Here is a 16,850-nt window from a genome sequence, read left to right as displayed (position 1 = left end):
CCGGGCCGCATTAACGCTGACCCGGCACCCGTTTCTCACGCTATCTGCTGATTTTCCTCTTCCGCATTACGTTGCGCTTCTTCCGCTTCCTGCTCCAGCAGCTGCTTCTCATACACTTTAAAGAACGGGAAGTAGATGATGGCCGATACGCACGCCAGGACCACCACCAGAATGGCTGCACGGAAATCCCAGCCCAGCGCCCATGCGGCACCTACCGGTGCAGGTGCCGTCCACGGCACAACGGAGATCACGCGGCCAATCAGATCGAACTTCATCGCCGACCAGGCCAGCACGGCGTTAACCATGGGTGCCAGCAGGAACGGAATAAAGAACACCGGGTTCATGACAATTGGCGTACCGAAAATAACGGGTTCGTTGATGTTAAAGAGGCTTGGCACCACGCTCAGGCGGCCGATAGAACGCAGATGAGCGGAGCGGCTGCGCAGGTAGCAGAACACCAGCCCCATCGTGGCACCTGACCCCCCGATGACGATAAAGAACGTCCAGAACGCTTCCATAAAAATATGCGGCAGCGGCTGGCTGGCGGCCAGCGCGGTCTGGTTAGCGCCCAGGTTGGTCAGCCAGAACATCTGCAACATCCCGGAGACAATCGCGGCACCGTGGATCCCGGCGAACCACAGCAAATGCCCAATCAACACCGCCAGCAGGATTGCCGGCAGGGAGTCTGCGGCGGAAACCAGCGGTTTGAAGACAGACATAATCGCCTGCGGGATCAGCATGCCAAACTCAGACTGAATCACCAGACTCAGCGGGTAAAGCGTCAACACCACCACCAGCACCGGGATCAACAGATCAAAGGAGTTTTTGATCATCGGCGGAACCTGGTCCGGCAGACGGATCCCGATGTTATGCGCTTTGAGAAAACGCATCATCTCAACGCAGTAGATAGCCACCAGAATCGCGGTAAAAATGCCTGTCCCGCCGAGGCTGTCGACCGGAAGCGTGCCTTTGGTTTTCGGCGCCGCGACCAGCAGAAACGCCATCAGCGACAGCATGGCGCACATAAACGGGTCTAACTGATGCGATTTGACATAGTGTTTGCCAAGGTTATAGGCAATGGCCGCGCAGATATACAGGGACATAACGCCCATGGTCATATCAAACGGCGTGAGGATCTGACCTTCAAATTGCTTCGCCATGTCCAGCCAGGCGCGCGCGAAACCCCAGGTGGTATCAGGCGAAAACGGTGGATACGCGAAGACGAGTAAAAATGAACCCACAATCATGAACGGCATCGCGGAGATAAAGCCATCACGAATAGCCATAACATGACGCTGGGAGGAGATCCGCCCGGCAATCGGGCTGACGTAATTTTCTACAAAACGAAATATCAGATTAAACGCAGCATGGTTGGCAGACATAGCAGATCTCCTTTCAGACGTTTATGACGGGCGCATTCACGCCATACGTTGGTCCATACATCACCTTCACAACCTTGCCGGCGCGTTTACCAGCGGTACTGCTCAGACGGAATGGTTTCATATTTAGCTCTTATTATTGGATACAGGGGACGTTACATAGTCAGTATTAATCTCTCACTCACGGTCTGCAACCGGTTACTGTAACCGGTTTCTGTGAATGTGAAGGCGATCCAGAAATCGACCGTGTGGGATATTTGTTACTGAAGAGATATTTACAGAGCATAAATTCTTATGACAGATTACGCGGGATATTTGTCAGGAGGAAACAATGAGTTTGCAGTCTGTACAGCAGTTTTTTGCCGACAACGCTCCGGATATAGAGGTTATTGAACTTAGCCAGAGTACCGCAACCGTTGCGTTGGCTGCTGCCGCCCATCGTGTTGAGCCGGGACAAATCGCCAAGACGCTGTCGTTGAAGGTTAAAAATGACGTCATTCTGGTGGTCGCGAAAGGTGATGCGCGTCTGGATAATAAAAAACTGAAAGACACGTTTGGCGCAAAAGCACGCATGCTCAGTTGTGATGAAGTGGTGACCATCACGGGTCATCCTGTTGGCGGCGTGTGCCCGTTTGGGCTGGAAAATCCGCTCGCGGTTTATTGCGATATTTCACTGAAGCAGTATGCTGAAGTGCTGCCGGCCGCGGGTGCAATTCACAGTGCCGTGCGTATTTCACCAGACAGAATGGCAGAACTGACGTCCGCAAAATGGGTGGATGTTTGCATCTGAATGAGGCGCCAGAGCCTGTCTGGCGCACAGATATCAGCTTATAAAAATGTCGGCTGGCTTAATACTGATGTTCGCGGATCCCGGGCCGGGAGATGAGTCAGAATATCTGCCGCATCAAGCAGTCCCACGTCAGAATTGACCCCAAGCTTCACCATCGCATTAAACTTGTGCGCCCGGATGGTCTTAATATTGCGCTCAAGCTGCGCGGCGATTTCAGGAATAGAAAACCCGCAGGACATATACCGCAAAATCGCCCGCTCCGTTGGGCTTAACATCCTGTTTTGACTCTTGTACCAGTGGTTGAGCATATTGTCATTGATGTGCAGCGTTTCACTCAGCAACACCAGCAGTTCCTCCTGCAGGCGGTCGAGCGACACCGATTTACTGACGACACCGTGAAGGCGTGAAGGGGAAAGATGGCTGATTAACCGCGCTTCCATTTCATCTGCCGCCAGGATGATGCGCTGAATATGATTATGCGTAAATGCGAGATCCCGCAGGGATGCCAGGCAGTTTCGACGCTCTTCTCGCGCATCAGAAAGTGAATAGATCAGCGAGAAAAAAGAGACATGAGGAAGCGCCTTCTTAAAGCAGTCAAACTCACTGAACATGTGCAGTTGATAATGGCTGAGCGTGGGCAGCGCAAACAGGTGCTCCAGCCCGACGGCACTCATCGCGCAATTTTCGATGACGGCAATATGTCTTGTTGAACCGGTTTTATCCATTCCTCGAACTCTCCATAGGCTGACATTAAACTCAGCTCTCTCAATCCCTGAGTACTGTTGATCCAGGCGTACAGATCGGCATTACTCCGTAATGACAACCGTCGCATCGCACTGTTTTTCTGTGCACTGATCGTTTTATTGCTCTTCTTGAGCAAAGTGGCAATTTGGTTAATCCCCCAGCCCTTGCCTAACAGACGCAATACCTTGCGTTCAGAGTGAGTGAGCGCAATGACGCGGTCGTCTTCATCATCGTTACAGGCAGGCTCGGGCGTTAATAACGTCTGGCTTATCCGCTCTGCCCGTTCACTGCCTGCACGGATGGCGTTAATTACGCCTTCTATCGGCTCCATATCAGAAAGCAACGTGCTTTCCGGACGCATAAGCAGCTCAACGGCAATAGGGTAAAGCGGTCGGGAGACTAAAAAAATCCAGTGAATATCCCGATATTGATTTAATAAACCGTAATATTCTTCGAGCGTGCCCCGAGGATTCCTGTATTCACCTGAAATATCAGCGATAATGACGTCTGCACGCCGTAACTGCAGCAGGGTTAATTCCTGCAGCGAACGGCAAAACGTTAAATCAAAATCGGCAAAATGGCGTGTCATCACGCCCCCCAACCCGTTTTGCATTACGGGTATCCTGCTAATGACGACGCCATGTTTACCATTCAATGACGACATAGACCCTCCGTGTCCATTTTCATATGATGAGTAACGTTAAAACGCATCAAGGTATAAGTGTATTCGTCCCTGAGTGTAAAACTGATTAATACAAGCAGAAGATGAGATGTGTGCTTCATTTAAGAAATGCCTAAAACAGCGGTAATATCTCACAAAGCACAGATAAATTTAATTATAAAGGCCTTAAAATAATTAAAATATAAACTTAGTAAAACTAAATATAAATATCTTATATTTCTCAATTAATAATTCATCATATTTATGGCCCAAAACCGCATCCCGCCGCCAGACAGCCCGCAACTGTTTGCATAAATCTTGATCTGACCCACAGCTAGAGGCACTGCAGTTTGTGCTAAAAGTAAGCATGACGGGCCAACAGGCAAGCTATTCACCTTCTCTTCAGGACATGACATGCAGGCAGATCGATCAACGCAGCGTGCCATCACGCGGCTCTGTATTCAGTGCGGTCTTTTTCTGCTCCAGCACGGGGCGGAAAGCGCGCTGGTCGAGGAACTCTCCACCCGGTTGGGGCTGGCGCTGGGTATGGATAGCGTTGAGAGCGCCATTTCATCCAATGCTATCGTGTTGACCACCATAAAAGACGGTCAGTGCCTGACCTCCACCCGCAAAAACCACGACCGCGGCATCAATATGCACGTTGTAACCGAGGTCCAGCATATCGTCATTCTTGCTGAGCATAAGCTTCTCGACCTGCACGACATTGAAAAACGGTTCAACCAGATTAAGCCCTTACGTTATCCCCGCTGGCTGGTGGTGTTAATGGTCGGGCTGTCCTGCGCCTGTTTTTGTAAGCTCAACAAAGGCGGCTGGGACGGCGCGGTCATCACCTTTTTCGCCAGCAGCATCGCCATGTACGTGCGCCAGCTCCTGACGCACCGCCAACTCCACCCGCAAATTAATTTCTGCATTACCGCTTTTGTCGCCACCACGGTTTCTGGCCTGCTGCTTCGTCTGCCGCAGTTTGCCAACACGCCGACGATTGCCATGGCGGCCAGCGTGCTTCTGCTGGTGCCCGGCTTCCCGTTGATTAACGCCGTAGCCGATATGTTTAAGGGTCATATCAATACCGGTCTGGCACGCTGGGCGATTGCCAGCCTGCTGACGCTTGCAACCTGCATTGGTGTGGTAATGGCCATGACACTCTGGGGGTTACGCGGATGGGCATGATCGATTTTCTGCTGGCGCTGGCGCAGGATATGCTGCTGGCCGCGATCCCTGCCGTCGGTTTTGCGATGGTCTTTAACGTTCCGCAACGCGCGCTACCGTGGTGCGCGCTGTTGGGTGCTATTGGTCATGGCTCGCGAATGGTGATGATGACGGCGGGATTCAACATTGAATGGTCAACATTTATGGCCTCAATGCTGGTCGGTAGCATCGGCATTCAGTGGTCGCGCTGGTATCTGGCGCATCCCAAGGTGTTCACCGTCGCCGCCGTTATCCCGATGTTCCCCGGCATATCTGCCTATACGGCCATGATTTCCGCGGTAAAAATCAGCCATTTCGGCTACACCGAACCTCAAATGATCCTCCTTCTGAGCAACTTTCTTAAGGCCTCGTCCATTGTCGGTGCGCTCTCTATCGGACTGTCGATCCCCGGACTGTGGCTGTACCGCAAACGTCCACGGGTTTGAGATTTGTGTTATTACGCTGCCGTGAGGATAATCACTCCAATCCGTTTGGTGACGATAAGGAAAGGATGTGGCTAACCCAGGCAGCGAACTCCCCGAGCACAATGAAGAATCCAGCCTGAAAGAGAAAATCTTTCAGAGCGCTATCACGCTGTTTGCCGAATACGGGTTGAACGGTGCCCGCATGGAACAAATTGCGGAGAAAGCCGGCACCACCAAACGCATGGTTGTTTACCACTTCAAAAACAAAGAGAACCTGTATCTTCTCGTACTGGAGTATGTTTACACCCAGATCCGCGCCAGTGAACAGGCGCTCAGCCTGGCGGGAATGCCCCCTGTCGAAGCACTGGTTCATCTGGTTGAAGCCACCTTTGACTACCATGCCGACCACCCGGATTACATCCGCATTATCTGCATGGAAAACATGCAGCGTGGCCGTTTTATGCAGCAGTCCAGCTACCTCCGCCAGGTCAACCGCAGCGCGCTTGATCTGCTGGAAGCGATCCTCCGTCGTGGGAAAGAAAAGCAGTTGTTCAATCAGACGGTTGAAGCCCGCGATCTGCATCGTTTGATCAGCAGTTTCAGCTTCCACTACGTTGCCAACAGCTACACCTTCACCCTGCTGTTTGAAGAAGGTGCGGACGAACAGGCACAGCGCCAGCACTACCGCAAAATGGCCGTTCAGGTGGCGCTCCGCTATACCTGCCCATAAAATAGCTTGCAATTAAATCGTACACTATCTATATTCATCTCATGAACGCGAAAACGAACGACACGACCGCTGCGCTCCTGCTGGATAACCAGCTCTGCTTTGCTCTCTATTCAGCAAATCTGGCGCTGAACAAGCTGTACCGGCAACTGCTGGCACCGCTGAACCTGACTTACCCGCAATACCTGGTGATGCTGGTGCTGTGGGAGCAGGATGACATTACGGTGTCGGACATCGGTGAACGGTTGTTCCTTGACTCTGCCACGCTGACGCCGCTGTTGAAGCGTCTGGAAAGCGCGGGGCTGATAAACCGCCACCGCTCACGTAAAGACGAGCGTCAGGTCGCCGTCACCCTGAGCGATGCGGGACGTCATCTCGAGAAGCAGGCTTCCGGGATCCCCCATGCAGTGGGATGCGCCGCCCAGTGTGATACTGAGACCATGTTGTCACTTAAGCAGCAGCTGGAACGTTTGCGACAACAGATCCAACGCGCGTAAGGCTATACTTTACGCGTATTTATTTACCCATATATATCGCACGCTATTTAATAGCGCACATTAATGTAAGATGAGGAATCTGCCATGTCTTTAGAAAAAGTTGTCTACACTGCCAAAGCAAAAGCAACCGGAGGCCGTGATGGCCGTGCGACCTCTTCCGACGGCGTACTGGACGTTAAACTCGGCGTGCCAAAAGAGATGGGCGGCATGGGCGGTGACGTCACCAACCCTGAGCAGCTGTTTGCTGCCGGCTACTCTGCCTGCTTCCTGGGTGCCATGAAGTTTGTAGCCGCTCGCGACAAATTTACCCTGCCGAAAGAGGCCTTTATTGAAGGCGAAGTGGGGATTGGGCCGCTGCCAACCGGTTTTGGTATCGAAGCAAAACTGAACATCCACGTTGAAGGTATGGATCCTGCAGAAGCCAAAAAACTGGTCGATGCAGCACACATTGTGTGTCCGTACTCTAACGCGACCCGCGGTAACATCGACGTAACGCTGAACATTATCGCCTGATAACTGCCTGATGGCGTTACGCTTATCAGGCCAGCCGTTGACGCCCCGGCAGGCATCGCGCCGCCGGGGAAAACCCCTCCTTCCCTTCCCGCTCTCTGTGCTACCATAAGCCCATATCACGCCCGTAGTTATCAGTAGAGTAAGCGTTATGTCCTTCAGAATTCTGACCACCAGCATTGCTGGTATTGATGCCTTTATGCGCGATCCCCGCGGTGTGCTGACCCACGCCGAAGGCGGCACGGTTGCGGTATTTGCTGACAACGCTCCGGCGTTTTATGCCATCACACCGGAACGTCTGGCACAGCTTCTGGAGATTGAAGCGCAGTTGTCCCGCCCGGCGAGCGACGTAACCCTCGATAACCAGTTCTTTGACGAGCCGGTTAACGTCCCCATGGCCGTTCCCATGGGAAAATTTGCCCTGTATGCGGGCTGGCAACCTGATGCGGATTTTCAACGGCAGGCGGCATTGTGGGGCATAGCGTTAACGCAACCGGCTACCCCCGAAGAGCTGGCCGCGTTTACCGCGTGGTGGCAGGCGGAAGGCAAAGTATTCACTCATATTCAGTGGCAACAGAAGCTCGCGCGTCATCTGCAAATTAATCGCGCCAGCAATAACGGCCAGCCAAAACGTGATATCAACGCGTTTTCCGAACCGGATAAACAGATCCCAAATGGATTCCGAGGTGCGAAATGAAGAACGTCGGCGACCTGATGAAACGTCTGCAAAAGATGATGCCAGCCAACGTGAAGCCCGCCTTCACGACGGGTGAAGAACTCCTGGCGTGGCAAAAGGAGCAGGGTAAGATCCGCGCCGCCGCGCTGGCCCGCGAAAACCGGGCGATGAAAATGCAGCGCACCTTTAACCGTTCCGGTATTCGCCCCCTGCACCAGAACTGCTCATTTGATAACTATAAAATTGAGACCAACGGGCAGATGAATGCACTCGCTGCCGCGCGTCAGTACGTGGATGAATTCGACGGCAATATCGCCAGCTTCATTTTTAGCGGCAAGCCTGGCACGGGGAAAAACCACCTGGCGGCCGCTATCTGTAACGAGCTGCTGCTGCGCGGGAAATCGGTGCTGATCATCACCGTGGCCGATATCATGTCCGCCATGAAAGACACCTTCAGCAACCGCGAAACCAGCGAAGAGCAACTGCTTAACGACCTGAGTAATGTCGATTTACTGGTTATTGATGAGATTGGCGTCCAGACCGAATCCCGCTATGAAAAAGTGATCATTAACCAGATTGTCGATCGCCGCTCTTCCTCCAAACGCCCCACCGGCATGCTGACTAACCACAACATCGACGAAATGACCCGCTTGCTGGGCGAACGCGTCATGGATCGCATGAAGCTCGGGAACAGTCTGTATGTCATCTTCGACTGGGAAAGTTACCGCAGCCGTGTCACCGGTAAAGAGTATTAAGATATTTCCAGGAAAGACCGGTGGCCCGGAGGTATATACTGACTCCACTTTCGCCCCAAAACGGACCTTTTTTGAGTAAGCCATTATGAAAAAACAGTTTCTTTTCAGCACCGTATTAGGCGCCCTGCTGGTTACCGGCGCGGCACAGGCCGCATCCTGGCAGGATTCGCTGTCCAGCGCAGCGAGCGAACTGACCAAAGAGAGCAGCAGCACCCAGGGCGGACTGTCAGCCTCTTCCCTTACCGGCCTGCTGGGTAACAGCACCCAGAGCCTGAGCGCAGGCACAATGAACAACGCCGCGGGGATTCTGGAATATTGCGCGAAGCAAAAACTGGCCTCCGTGACCGACGCGCAAAACGTGAAAAATCAGGTGCTGGGCAAACTCGGTCTGGATACACAGGAGCAGAAACAGGACACCAACTATATGGATGGTATTCAGGGCCTGCTGAATGCGCAAAACGGTCAACAGCTCAACCTGAGCACCATCGGCAACTCCTCGCTGGCGAAACAGGTGAAAACCAAAGCCTGCGATCTGGTGCTGAAACAAGGCGTTAATTTCATCTCCTGATCCCCGCCTGTATTGCCATTACACGCCGCGTTTAAGACGTTACTCTTTTAACGCGGCGTTAAAGCCGTCTTTTTCCTGCCTGCCACCGTCTGAGCGTCCGTATGTCAGGATGCGACCCCCTTCAAAAAAACGATTTTCTAAACCAAATCCTAACAACAGCACACTTTCGTGACACTAAAATTGCAGCTACACGACAACGCAATTACATTGTATAACCCAAAAAATAATCAGTTAGCCAGCTAAGCGCCTGGCGTCATGAGGATAGACTGTTGTCAGAGTTAATGTCCCTTGTCCTTTTTCTGGCCTCTGTCGGCGTTTACGCCTGCAAAGCGGGCCGTAACACCTGGTGGTTTATCGCCACGCTGGTGGTGCTCGGCATTTTTATTATTTTAAACATTACCTTATACGCCAGCGATTACTTTACCGGTGACGGCATTAATGATGCGGTGCTCTACACGCTGACGAATAGCCTGACGGGCGCGGGCGTGGGTAAATACATTCTTCCCGGGCTTGGGCTGATTGCGGCGCTGGTGATTATTTTTGGCGCCCTGGCCTGGGTGCTGCGCCGCCGTCGACATCTTCCGCATCATGGCGGCTATAGCCTGCTGGCACTCTGTCTGGCGCTGGCGTCCGTGGATGCCAGCCCGGCATTTCATCAGATAACCGAGCTGGTAAAGTCACAGTCGCGCGACGGCGACCCGGATTTCATGGCCTGGTATAAAGAGCCGTCCAAAAAAATAGCCAACCCGAAGCTTAACCTGGTGTATATCTACGGCGAGAGTCTGGAACGCACCTGGTTTGATAACAATGCTTTTCCGAACCTGACGCCGGAGCTGGGCGCGCTGAAAAACGAAAGCCTTGATTTCAGCCACACCGCGCAGCTGCCCGGTACGGATTACACCATCGCCGGGATGGTTGCCTCGCAGTGCGGTATCCCGCTCTTCGCCCCCTTTGAGGGTAATGCCTCGGCCTCAATGTCGAGCTTCTTCCCGCAGAACGTTTGCCTCGGCGATATCCTGAAAAACTCCGGCTACGAAAACTACTTCGTGCAGGGGGCCAACCTGCGCTTTGCCGGAAAAGATGTGTTCCTGAAATCCCACGGTTTTGACCATCTGTATGGCTCAGAAGAGTTAAAAACGACCGTTGCCGACCCGCATTACCGCAACGACTGGGGCTTTTACGACGACACGGTACTGGACGAAACCTGGAAAAAGTTCGAGGAACTGTCCCGCGCCGGCAAGCGTTTCTCCCTCTTTGCCCTGACGGTAGATACCCACCATCCGGACGGGTTTGTCTCGCGCACCTGTAAGCGCAAACGCTATGAGATTGACGGCAAAAACAACACGTCGTTCAGCGCGGTAACCTGCAGCCAGGAGCATATCGCCGCTCTGGTCGAGAAAATCAAAGCCTCGCCGTATTTTAAAAACACGGTCATCGTCGTCTCATCTGACCATCTGGCGATGAAAAACAGCGCCTGGGATCAGCTCAGCAAACAGGATCGCAGCAATCTGTTCTTCATTCTGCGCGGCGACCAACCACAGCAGGACGTGATCGCCACCAAACGCAACTCCATGGATAACGGCGCAACCGTGCTGGATATTCTGGGCGGTGATAACTTTATTGGCCTTGGCCGCAGTACGCTCTCGGGGCAGTCACTGTCGGAAGTGTTCCTCAACATGAAGGAGAAAATCCTCGCGTGGAAGCCGGACATCATCCGCCTGTGGAACTTCCCGAAAGAGATGAAAGACTTCACCATCGATCAGGATAAAAACACCATCGCCTTCTCCGGCAGCCATTTCCGTCTGCCGCTGCTGCTGCGCGTGTCGGATACGCGCGTCGAACCGCTGCCGGAAAGCGAATACTCTGCGCCGCTGCGTTTCCAGCTGGCCGACTTCGCCCCTCGCGATAATTTTGTCTGGGTCGACAGGTGCTACAAAATGGGCCAGCTCTGGTCCCAGCCACTGGCTCTCTCAACCGACTGGTGCGTTTCTCAGGGACAGCTTGGCGGGGAGCAAACCGTGCAGCATGTCGATAAAGCGCAATGGAAAGGCAAAACCGCATTCAACGATACGGTCATCGATACCGCGCGCTATCAGCGAAATGTCGACATGCTGAAAATCGTGGATAACGATATTCGCTATAAAGCAGACAGCTTTATCTTCAACGTGGCCGGGGCACCGGAAGAGGTCAAACAGTTCAGCGGCATCTCGCGTCCGGAATCCTGGGGGCGCTGGTCTAATGCGCAGCTGGGCAGTGAAGTGAAGATTGAGTACGCACATCCTCTGCCGGAAAAATTCGACCTGGTGATCACCGCCCGGGCCTATGGTCCAAACGCGAACCGTCCCATCCCGGTGCGTGTGGGCGATAAAGAGCAAACGCTGACGCTGGGAAATGACGTCACCACCACCACGCTGCATTTTGATAATCCTTCCCGCAGCAATACGCTGGTGATTGTTCCGCCGGACCCGCAGCCGACGAATGAGGGAAATATTCTTGGCCATTCACCGCGCGAGCTCGGCATCGGGATGGTAGAGATTAAAATTGTCAGTAAAGAGAGCTGATCCCTTCTGCGCCCGGCGTTCTGTCGGGTGCTTTATGTAAATATATAATCCTATAAAACCATTAAAAATAAGACAGAGACACCATATATCTCTCATTTCTATTTATAAATTCACCAGAAAGAAATCATATCCCAGAATGTGTAACTTCTTACACCCTGAGAGAGTTACCCACTTTTTATCATGCTAACCGGCAATACGTTCGAATCCACCCTGGCACAGCGCAGCGGAGTACGACCAGCGCTACCAGGGGAAAAAACCCTGATGCCGCAGACACTGAATGCCGACTATAAGGTCATCGTTTTAAGCGGCAATGCCTTCTTGTGGCTGGGCCTGAAGACGTTCATCTCGCAGAGTGTGGACCCCTGCCCTGAAATTTTCTGGATTAACGACGTGAGCCCTGAGGGGATCCTGCCCCTGCGGCAACTGATGTTGAATATCCGCGTCAAAAAAGGGTGGCTGGTATTCACCGATGCGTCCCGCGTCAACGATATTAAAATCATTCTGGGGGGTGAGCGTGTCCACGTGGTGGCGGGAAACCTGTCACTCGCGCAGCTCAGCCGCTGTTTTCAGAACACGCCGTTCGCAAGCGTAAAAAACGCCACGCTCACCTGCCAGGAGCTTCGGGTTTGCATGCTGTTCCGCAACGGGTTCAGCCCGGTTCGCATCGCGCAGATCCTGAATAAATCCCCGAAAACGATCTACACCCACAAGCGTAACGCGATGAACAAATTTCACTGCCAGAACCTGGCGGAATTCCATCGCAAACTCTTCCTGCTCGACTACCCGGCATCGTGTTTGTAACTGCACGGCTAATCACGTCGGGAAATAAGATCATGCGGCGTCATCTTCCCTGTCTCATTCTCTGGCTGTTGATGCTGGCGCTGCTGTCTCGCTATGCCCTTCCCGCCACGTTGGGATGACGTGGTAATCCGACTGCACGAGTAAATTGCCTTAAATCTTGTCTGGATCAATGTTATCGGTAACAATGACGCTAAAATAGCCAGCGTGTTATGTCCGACAAGGCACAGCCTTATCTTCTTTTTTGTTATTTTTTCTGTATTACAATAACTTATGAAATACCTGCTTGCTGACGCCATCGTCTATAACGACGAAGACGGTTCTGTTTCTCTTATCAATGCACCCGATCTGGACAGACAAATCCTCACCTGTACCGCCAACGCCATCATGAAGCTGCTGGTTCAGCATCACGGCAACGTCGTCGAACGTGACACCTTTCTGAGTGATGTCTGGGATCAACGTGGGCTCCAGGGGTCCAACAATTCGTTAAATCAATACATCAGTATTGTGCGCAAAATGCTGTCGAGCCTGCTGCCCGACACCCTGTTTATCGTCACCGTACCGAAAACGGGCTTTATGCTCAGTGCTGATATCGCGGTAACGCCCCTGGAGGACGATTTTCCCGTCGAGGAGGCGGTCCCGGCCTCACGACGCATTCAGCCAGAATGGCTATTCTGCGGTGTACTCACGCTGATGGTCGTGGCGCTGTGCATCGGCGCCTGTTTGACGAAACAGGCGCACCAGTACAGTGACACTCATCTGCTCACCCACATTGGCACCTGTCCGGTCTACACCTTTGCCCCGCTGGCAGATGTGTTTCACACTAAGGCCATGGCGCTGGCGCAGACGCTTCAGCGCGAAGGTAATCTGCCCTGCCTGAAAAACTCTATTTTCTATATGCACATCCAGAGAACACTTTTCTATGGCCACGAAGGGCGTCTGGTCCTTTCCCAGTGTTCTCTCACGGACGGTAAAGCCAGCGCCTGCCGAACGCTTTACTTTTACGAGTGGTGATATGAAACAAAAAAAAGTGTGGCTTATTCTGGCGCTCAATCTGTTGCTGATTGGCGTGACGCTGGCGTGGTACGTCTACACGCCTCCGCTGTCCGGAACCTGTGCAGGAAACCTGACATTTTCAGCCCGACATGACGATCATGATTTCTCCTTTGAAGGGGAGGTTACGCTGCGCTTTCAGCCCGACAACACAGGGTACCTTACGCTTAACGGCGACGTGGTTAACGAGCCACATCACTGGGATGTTTCCCGCCAGGAGATGTTTACGTGGCGGCACGTTGAGGGTTCACTCTATGAAATATTCATACAAAGCGTGGCGCGCTTTAGCCATGACACCCTGCCACCGGGGGTCTTTGAAAAGTACGTCGCCGGCCTGACGCCGGGGAACAAAAGACTTCTGAAGATTGAACGCACGCCGGAAGACGCGCTGGTGATCAGCAATTTCTATGCGCCGGTCCTGATTTGTTCAGAATAGGCGCGGCTGGTCGGAGTATACTTTCCGCCATGAACATTCTCTTTCGACCGACGACGCCCAAAGATGTTGCTGCCCTGCCCGCCATCGAGCGCGCGGCAGGCGAATGTTTTCGGGACGTCCCCGAACTGGCCTGGCTTGCAGACGGCGACGTCATTTGCGCGGAACATCATCTTGATTACGCGAAACGCGGGTTAAGCTGGCTGGCGCTGGCAAACGACCTGCCCGTCGGGTTTATCCTTGCAGAAGCCCATCCGTCATCGCTGTTTATTGTCGAACTCTCGGTTCATCGGGAGTGGCAGGGAAGAGGAATAGGTCGGCGACTTATCGCCTGCGTCGCAGACCATGCCCGCACGCTGGGGCTGACATCGCTGACGCTGACCACCTTTTGCGAGGTGCCGTGGAATGCGCCGTTTTATGCGCGACTCGGGTTTGAAACGGTGACGATGCTAACGCCTGAACTGCGTCAGAAAAGAGAGGAAGAAGCGGCGCACGGTTTCGCGTATGACTCCCGCTGTGCCATGCGCCTGCCTCTTTGATATCGGCCTGCAAAACGCCCCATTACAGGCCGGGTCAGGCGTAGCCGCCCCCCGGCACTGTGGCAGGATTAAAACGTTTCCCAGTTTTCGCCCGCATCGGTGGTCGCGGCTTTACGCGCCATCATAGGGGCTGCAGCGGTTTTCGCTGAGGCCTGCTCGCGGGCTTTCATCTGCTCCTGCTGAATGCGGAACACGGCCACGGCCTGAGTCAGACGGCTCGCCTGCTCTTCCAGTGCCGCTGCCGCCGCGGCAGACTCTTCCACCAGCGAGGCGTTCTGCTGGGTCACGCGATCCATCTCAGCCACCGCCAGACCCACCTGATCGATACCGCGGCTCTGCTCATCAGACGCAGAGGCGATTTCGCCCATGATGTCCGTCACGCGGGTTACCGCATTAACGATTTCACCCATGGTTTCGCCGGCGCTTTCTACCAGGGTAGACCCGACTTCCACGCGGCCAACAGAGTCTTCAATCAGGCTCTTGATCTCACGTGCTGCCTGGGCGCTGCGCTGTGCCAGGTTACGGACTTCACCCGCAACAACGGCAAATCCGCGGCCCTGCTCGCCCGCACGTGCCGCTTCTACCGCGGCGTTCAGTGCCAGGATGTTGGTCTGGAACGCGATGCCGTCGATCACGCTGATAATGTCGGCAATTTTCTGCGAACTGCCCGCGATGTCACGCATGGTTTGCACCACGTTATCCACCACTTTACCGCCCTTCTGCGCGGTTTCAGATGCGCTCAGCGCCAGGTTGCTCGCCTGACGGGCGTTCTCGGCGTTCTGCTTAACGGTCGCCGTCAGCTGCTCCATGCTGGCAGCGGTCTCTTCCAGGGATGCGGCCTGCTGTTCCGTACGGGAAGAGAGATCGTTGTTACCCATCGCGATTTCGCTCGCGCCGCTGTAGATGGCATTAGCACCGTTACGCACATCACCAACGGTACGGACCAGCTCGCCCTGCATATGACGCAGCGAGTCGGCCAGTTCACCCATCTCGTTAGCGCCCTGCACCTCGATGCGCTTCACCAGATCGCCGCTGGCGATATGACGAATGTTGTCGATAAGACGGGTAAGTGGCGAAATCAGCGCCTGCTTGATACCCAGCCACACGGCCACGATCACCACCAGCACCGCAATCAGTACGCTAATCAGCACCCAGATTGCCTGGCTGTAGGAGCTATTGCTGTTTTCCACCGCCATCTGATACAGCTTGTCGTTCTGCTGCAGATAGTTCACGTACTGCTTCTCAAAACCATCCTGATAGCTCTGGGTAGGTTGATCGAAGAAGGCGTTGATTTTGCCCGCGCCCAGCAGCTGGATCAGCTCCGCCAGTGCACCGTGGTAGATATCGTAGTTACGTTTGATCTCCGTCGCGTCGGCGTCGTTTTGACGCGGATCGCGTGGCAGGGCTTCGTATTCAGCCCAGTTTTTTTCTGCCTGTTTCAGGGAAGCCGCCGCAATTTGCATCAGATCGTTCACGGTCGCGCCGCTGCCGATATTGCTCTGATCCATCATGTAGCGAATACCCGCACGGTTCAGGGTATTACGGGTTTGCAGCAGGGCAACCCAGCTGGCGTTCAGCGTGGACTGTTGCTGGCGAATGGTTTGCAGGACGGTGAAATTCTCTTTGTCATGCTTGAGGGCATTGAAGAAAAGACCACCGGATGTGAGTTGTAAAAGGCCAAATATCGCTAATACCAGCATTAAGCTGGTGACAATCTTGATACGGTTTAACATGTTTTCGCTTTCCATCAGACAGATAACAGGATTTTCGGCCTGGAAAGGGAAAACTTTACGAAAATCATCCTTAAATTTGTGGTTTTTACTCTTCTTCGCGCGCTGTGATATGCCGGTTCCCCAGTTCAATAAACTCTTCCAGCAGCGCTGTCAGCTGTTGCATCTTCGCCGGCGTATATTCGGCCTCGATTTGCTGATACGCCTCTTCCACCTGCGCCTGGGCACGCTCGTATAGCCTGTTCCCCTCTTTGGTCAGCGACACATACAACTTTCGCTGATCGTTTACGGGCTTAAGGCGCAGCACCAGACCGTCACGCTCCATGCGCGTCAGAATGCCCGTCAGACTGGGACGCAAGATACAGGTGCGAAACGCCAGATCGTGAAAATCCATCGACGGATGTTCGGCCAGTACGCGCACGATGCGCCACTGCTGCTCGGTCAGGTTATGCCGTTTCACAATCGGGCGGAAGTAAGACATCGCCGCTTCCCGCGCCTGTAACAGGGCGATAGTTAATGAATCATGCATAGCCTCTCCCGGTAATCATTAACACATGAACAATTCAGTTCTGCTGGTTTTACAAACAACGCGTTTTACGACAAAAAGTCTAACAGAAACAAGCCTTATTTTTTAACGCAATGATAAATATAGCCTTTAATCTCTTTATGTAAATTTATTGTTATTCATATCACAAATTATTCACTTCTGGTTGCGAAATGAACAGCAAAGGCATACAACCAGATCATTAACATATTAATGAAATCACAGGCCGGACGTCCGGCCTGAGGAGTAAG

The 16,850-nt window shown here is 53.3% G+C and carries 19 protein-coding genes; 14 read left to right on the top strand and 5 right to left on the bottom strand.

Features of this window, described 5'->3' with window-relative positions:
- Positions 1 to 35 precede the first annotated feature (35 nt).
- On the bottom strand, positions 36 to 1,382 hold the full coding sequence (locus BH714_RS17760; RefSeq protein ID WP_014168512.1) for a PTS cellobiose transporter subunit IIC: 1,347 nt from the start codon (positions 1,380 to 1,382) through the stop codon (positions 36 to 38).
- 328 nt (positions 1,383 to 1,710) lie between these two features.
- Here BH714_RS17760 and BH714_RS17755 point away from each other — a divergent pair, with 328 nt between their 5' ends.
- Positions 1,711 to 2,169, top strand: coding sequence for a YbaK/EbsC family protein (locus tag BH714_RS17755; RefSeq protein ID WP_014168511.1), 459 nt, complete (start codon positions 1,711 to 1,713; stop codon positions 2,167 to 2,169).
- Between the two features lie 38 nt (positions 2,170 to 2,207).
- Here the strand turns inward: BH714_RS17755 and bglJ are convergent, their stop codons facing one another.
- Positions 2,208 to 2,843 (bottom strand): DNA-binding transcriptional activator BglJ, encoded by a 636-nt coding sequence (gene bglJ, locus BH714_RS17750; protein WP_032670772.1) that lies wholly within the window; start codon positions 2,841 to 2,843, stop codon positions 2,208 to 2,210.
- On the bottom strand, positions 2,840 to 3,577 hold the full coding sequence (locus BH714_RS17745; RefSeq protein ID WP_014168509.1) for a helix-turn-helix transcriptional regulator: 738 nt from the start codon (positions 3,575 to 3,577) through the stop codon (positions 2,840 to 2,842). Before BH714_RS17745 ends, bglJ begins: the two co-directional genes overlap by 4 nt.
- Before the next feature lie 411 nt (positions 3,578 to 3,988).
- Here BH714_RS17745 and BH714_RS17740 point away from each other — a divergent pair, with 411 nt between their 5' ends.
- From BH714_RS17740 to BH714_RS17680, 13 genes are all read left to right on the top strand, one after another.
- On the top strand, positions 3,989 to 4,765 hold the full coding sequence (locus BH714_RS17740) for a threonine/serine exporter family protein (RefSeq protein WP_014168508.1): 777 nt from the start codon (positions 3,989 to 3,991) through the stop codon (positions 4,763 to 4,765).
- The gene (locus BH714_RS17735) at positions 4,756 to 5,229 is read left to right on the top strand and encodes a threonine/serine exporter (protein WP_014168507.1); all 474 of its coding nucleotides are present in this window, start codon (positions 4,756 to 4,758) and stop codon (positions 5,227 to 5,229) included. Before BH714_RS17740 ends, BH714_RS17735 begins: the two co-directional genes overlap by 10 nt.
- A gap of 67 nt (positions 5,230 to 5,296) precedes the next feature.
- Complete coding sequence (locus BH714_RS17730; RefSeq protein WP_020885296.1) at positions 5,297 to 5,938, top strand: TetR/AcrR family transcriptional regulator; 642 nt, start codon at positions 5,297 to 5,299, stop codon at positions 5,936 to 5,938.
- Between the two features lie 41 nt (positions 5,939 to 5,979).
- Entirely contained in the window at positions 5,980 to 6,432 is a 453-nt protein-coding gene (locus tag BH714_RS17725; protein WP_040018568.1) for a MarR family winged helix-turn-helix transcriptional regulator, read from the top strand.
- A gap of 84 nt (positions 6,433 to 6,516) precedes the next feature.
- Complete coding sequence (locus tag BH714_RS17720; protein WP_006174091.1) at positions 6,517 to 6,945, top strand: organic hydroperoxide resistance protein; 429 nt, start codon at positions 6,517 to 6,519, stop codon at positions 6,943 to 6,945.
- 148 nt (positions 6,946 to 7,093) lie between these two features.
- Positions 7,094 to 7,639: a primosomal protein DnaT gene (gene dnaT, locus BH714_RS17715; protein ID WP_040018566.1), complete on the top strand. Its 546-nt coding sequence runs from the start codon at positions 7,094 to 7,096 to the stop codon at positions 7,637 to 7,639.
- Positions 7,636 to 8,373, top strand: a complete 738-nt coding sequence (gene dnaC / locus BH714_RS17710; RefSeq protein WP_014168503.1) for a DNA replication protein DnaC — start codon at positions 7,636 to 7,638, stop codon at positions 8,371 to 8,373. The genes dnaT and dnaC overlap by 4 nt, the downstream gene beginning before the upstream one ends.
- 85 nt (positions 8,374 to 8,458) lie before the next feature.
- The gene (locus BH714_RS17705; protein ID WP_020885299.1) at positions 8,459 to 8,941 is read left to right on the top strand and encodes a YjjA family protein; all 483 of its coding nucleotides are present in this window, start codon (positions 8,459 to 8,461) and stop codon (positions 8,939 to 8,941) included.
- 269 nt (positions 8,942 to 9,210) lie between these two features.
- A complete protein-coding gene (gene opgB, locus BH714_RS17700; protein WP_014168500.1) occupies positions 9,211 to 11,502 on the top strand; it encodes a phosphatidylglycerol--membrane-oligosaccharide glycerophosphotransferase in 2,292 nt (763 codons plus the stop codon).
- Between the two features lie 261 nt (positions 11,503 to 11,763).
- Complete coding sequence (locus tag BH714_RS17695) at positions 11,764 to 12,303, top strand: helix-turn-helix transcriptional regulator (RefSeq protein ID WP_040018564.1); 540 nt, start codon at positions 11,764 to 11,766, stop codon at positions 12,301 to 12,303.
- 270 nt (positions 12,304 to 12,573) lie between these two features.
- Positions 12,574 to 13,314, top strand: a complete 741-nt coding sequence (locus BH714_RS17690; protein WP_025205615.1) for a winged helix-turn-helix domain-containing protein — start codon at positions 12,574 to 12,576, stop codon at positions 13,312 to 13,314.
- A 1-nt stretch (position 13,315) separates the two neighbouring features.
- Positions 13,316 to 13,789, top strand: a complete 474-nt coding sequence (locus tag BH714_RS17685; protein WP_020885303.1) for a hypothetical protein — start codon at positions 13,316 to 13,318, stop codon at positions 13,787 to 13,789.
- 29 nt (positions 13,790 to 13,818) lie between these two features.
- The gene (locus tag BH714_RS17680; protein WP_040018562.1) at positions 13,819 to 14,325 is read left to right on the top strand and encodes a GNAT family N-acetyltransferase; all 507 of its coding nucleotides are present in this window, start codon (positions 13,819 to 13,821) and stop codon (positions 14,323 to 14,325) included.
- Positions 14,326 to 14,393: 68 nt separating this feature from the next.
- On the opposite strand, the gene tsr is transcribed toward BH714_RS17680, so the two are convergent.
- Both tsr and hpaR read right to left on the bottom strand, forming a co-directional pair.
- Positions 14,394 to 16,058, bottom strand: a complete 1,665-nt coding sequence (tsr, locus tag BH714_RS17675; protein ID WP_032682055.1) for a methyl-accepting chemotaxis protein — start codon at positions 16,056 to 16,058, stop codon at positions 14,394 to 14,396.
- 85 nt (positions 16,059 to 16,143) lie between these two features.
- On the bottom strand, positions 16,144 to 16,584 hold the full coding sequence (gene hpaR / locus BH714_RS17670; protein ID WP_014168494.1) for a homoprotocatechuate degradation operon regulator HpaR: 441 nt from the start codon (positions 16,582 to 16,584) through the stop codon (positions 16,144 to 16,146).
- Positions 16,585 to 16,850 lie beyond the last annotated feature (266 nt).

The organism is Enterobacter ludwigii (genome assembly GCF_001750725.1).
Taxonomy (GTDB): domain Bacteria; phylum Pseudomonadota; class Gammaproteobacteria; order Enterobacterales; family Enterobacteriaceae; genus Enterobacter; species Enterobacter ludwigii.
This window is presented reverse-complemented; position numbering and strand designations above follow the sequence as displayed.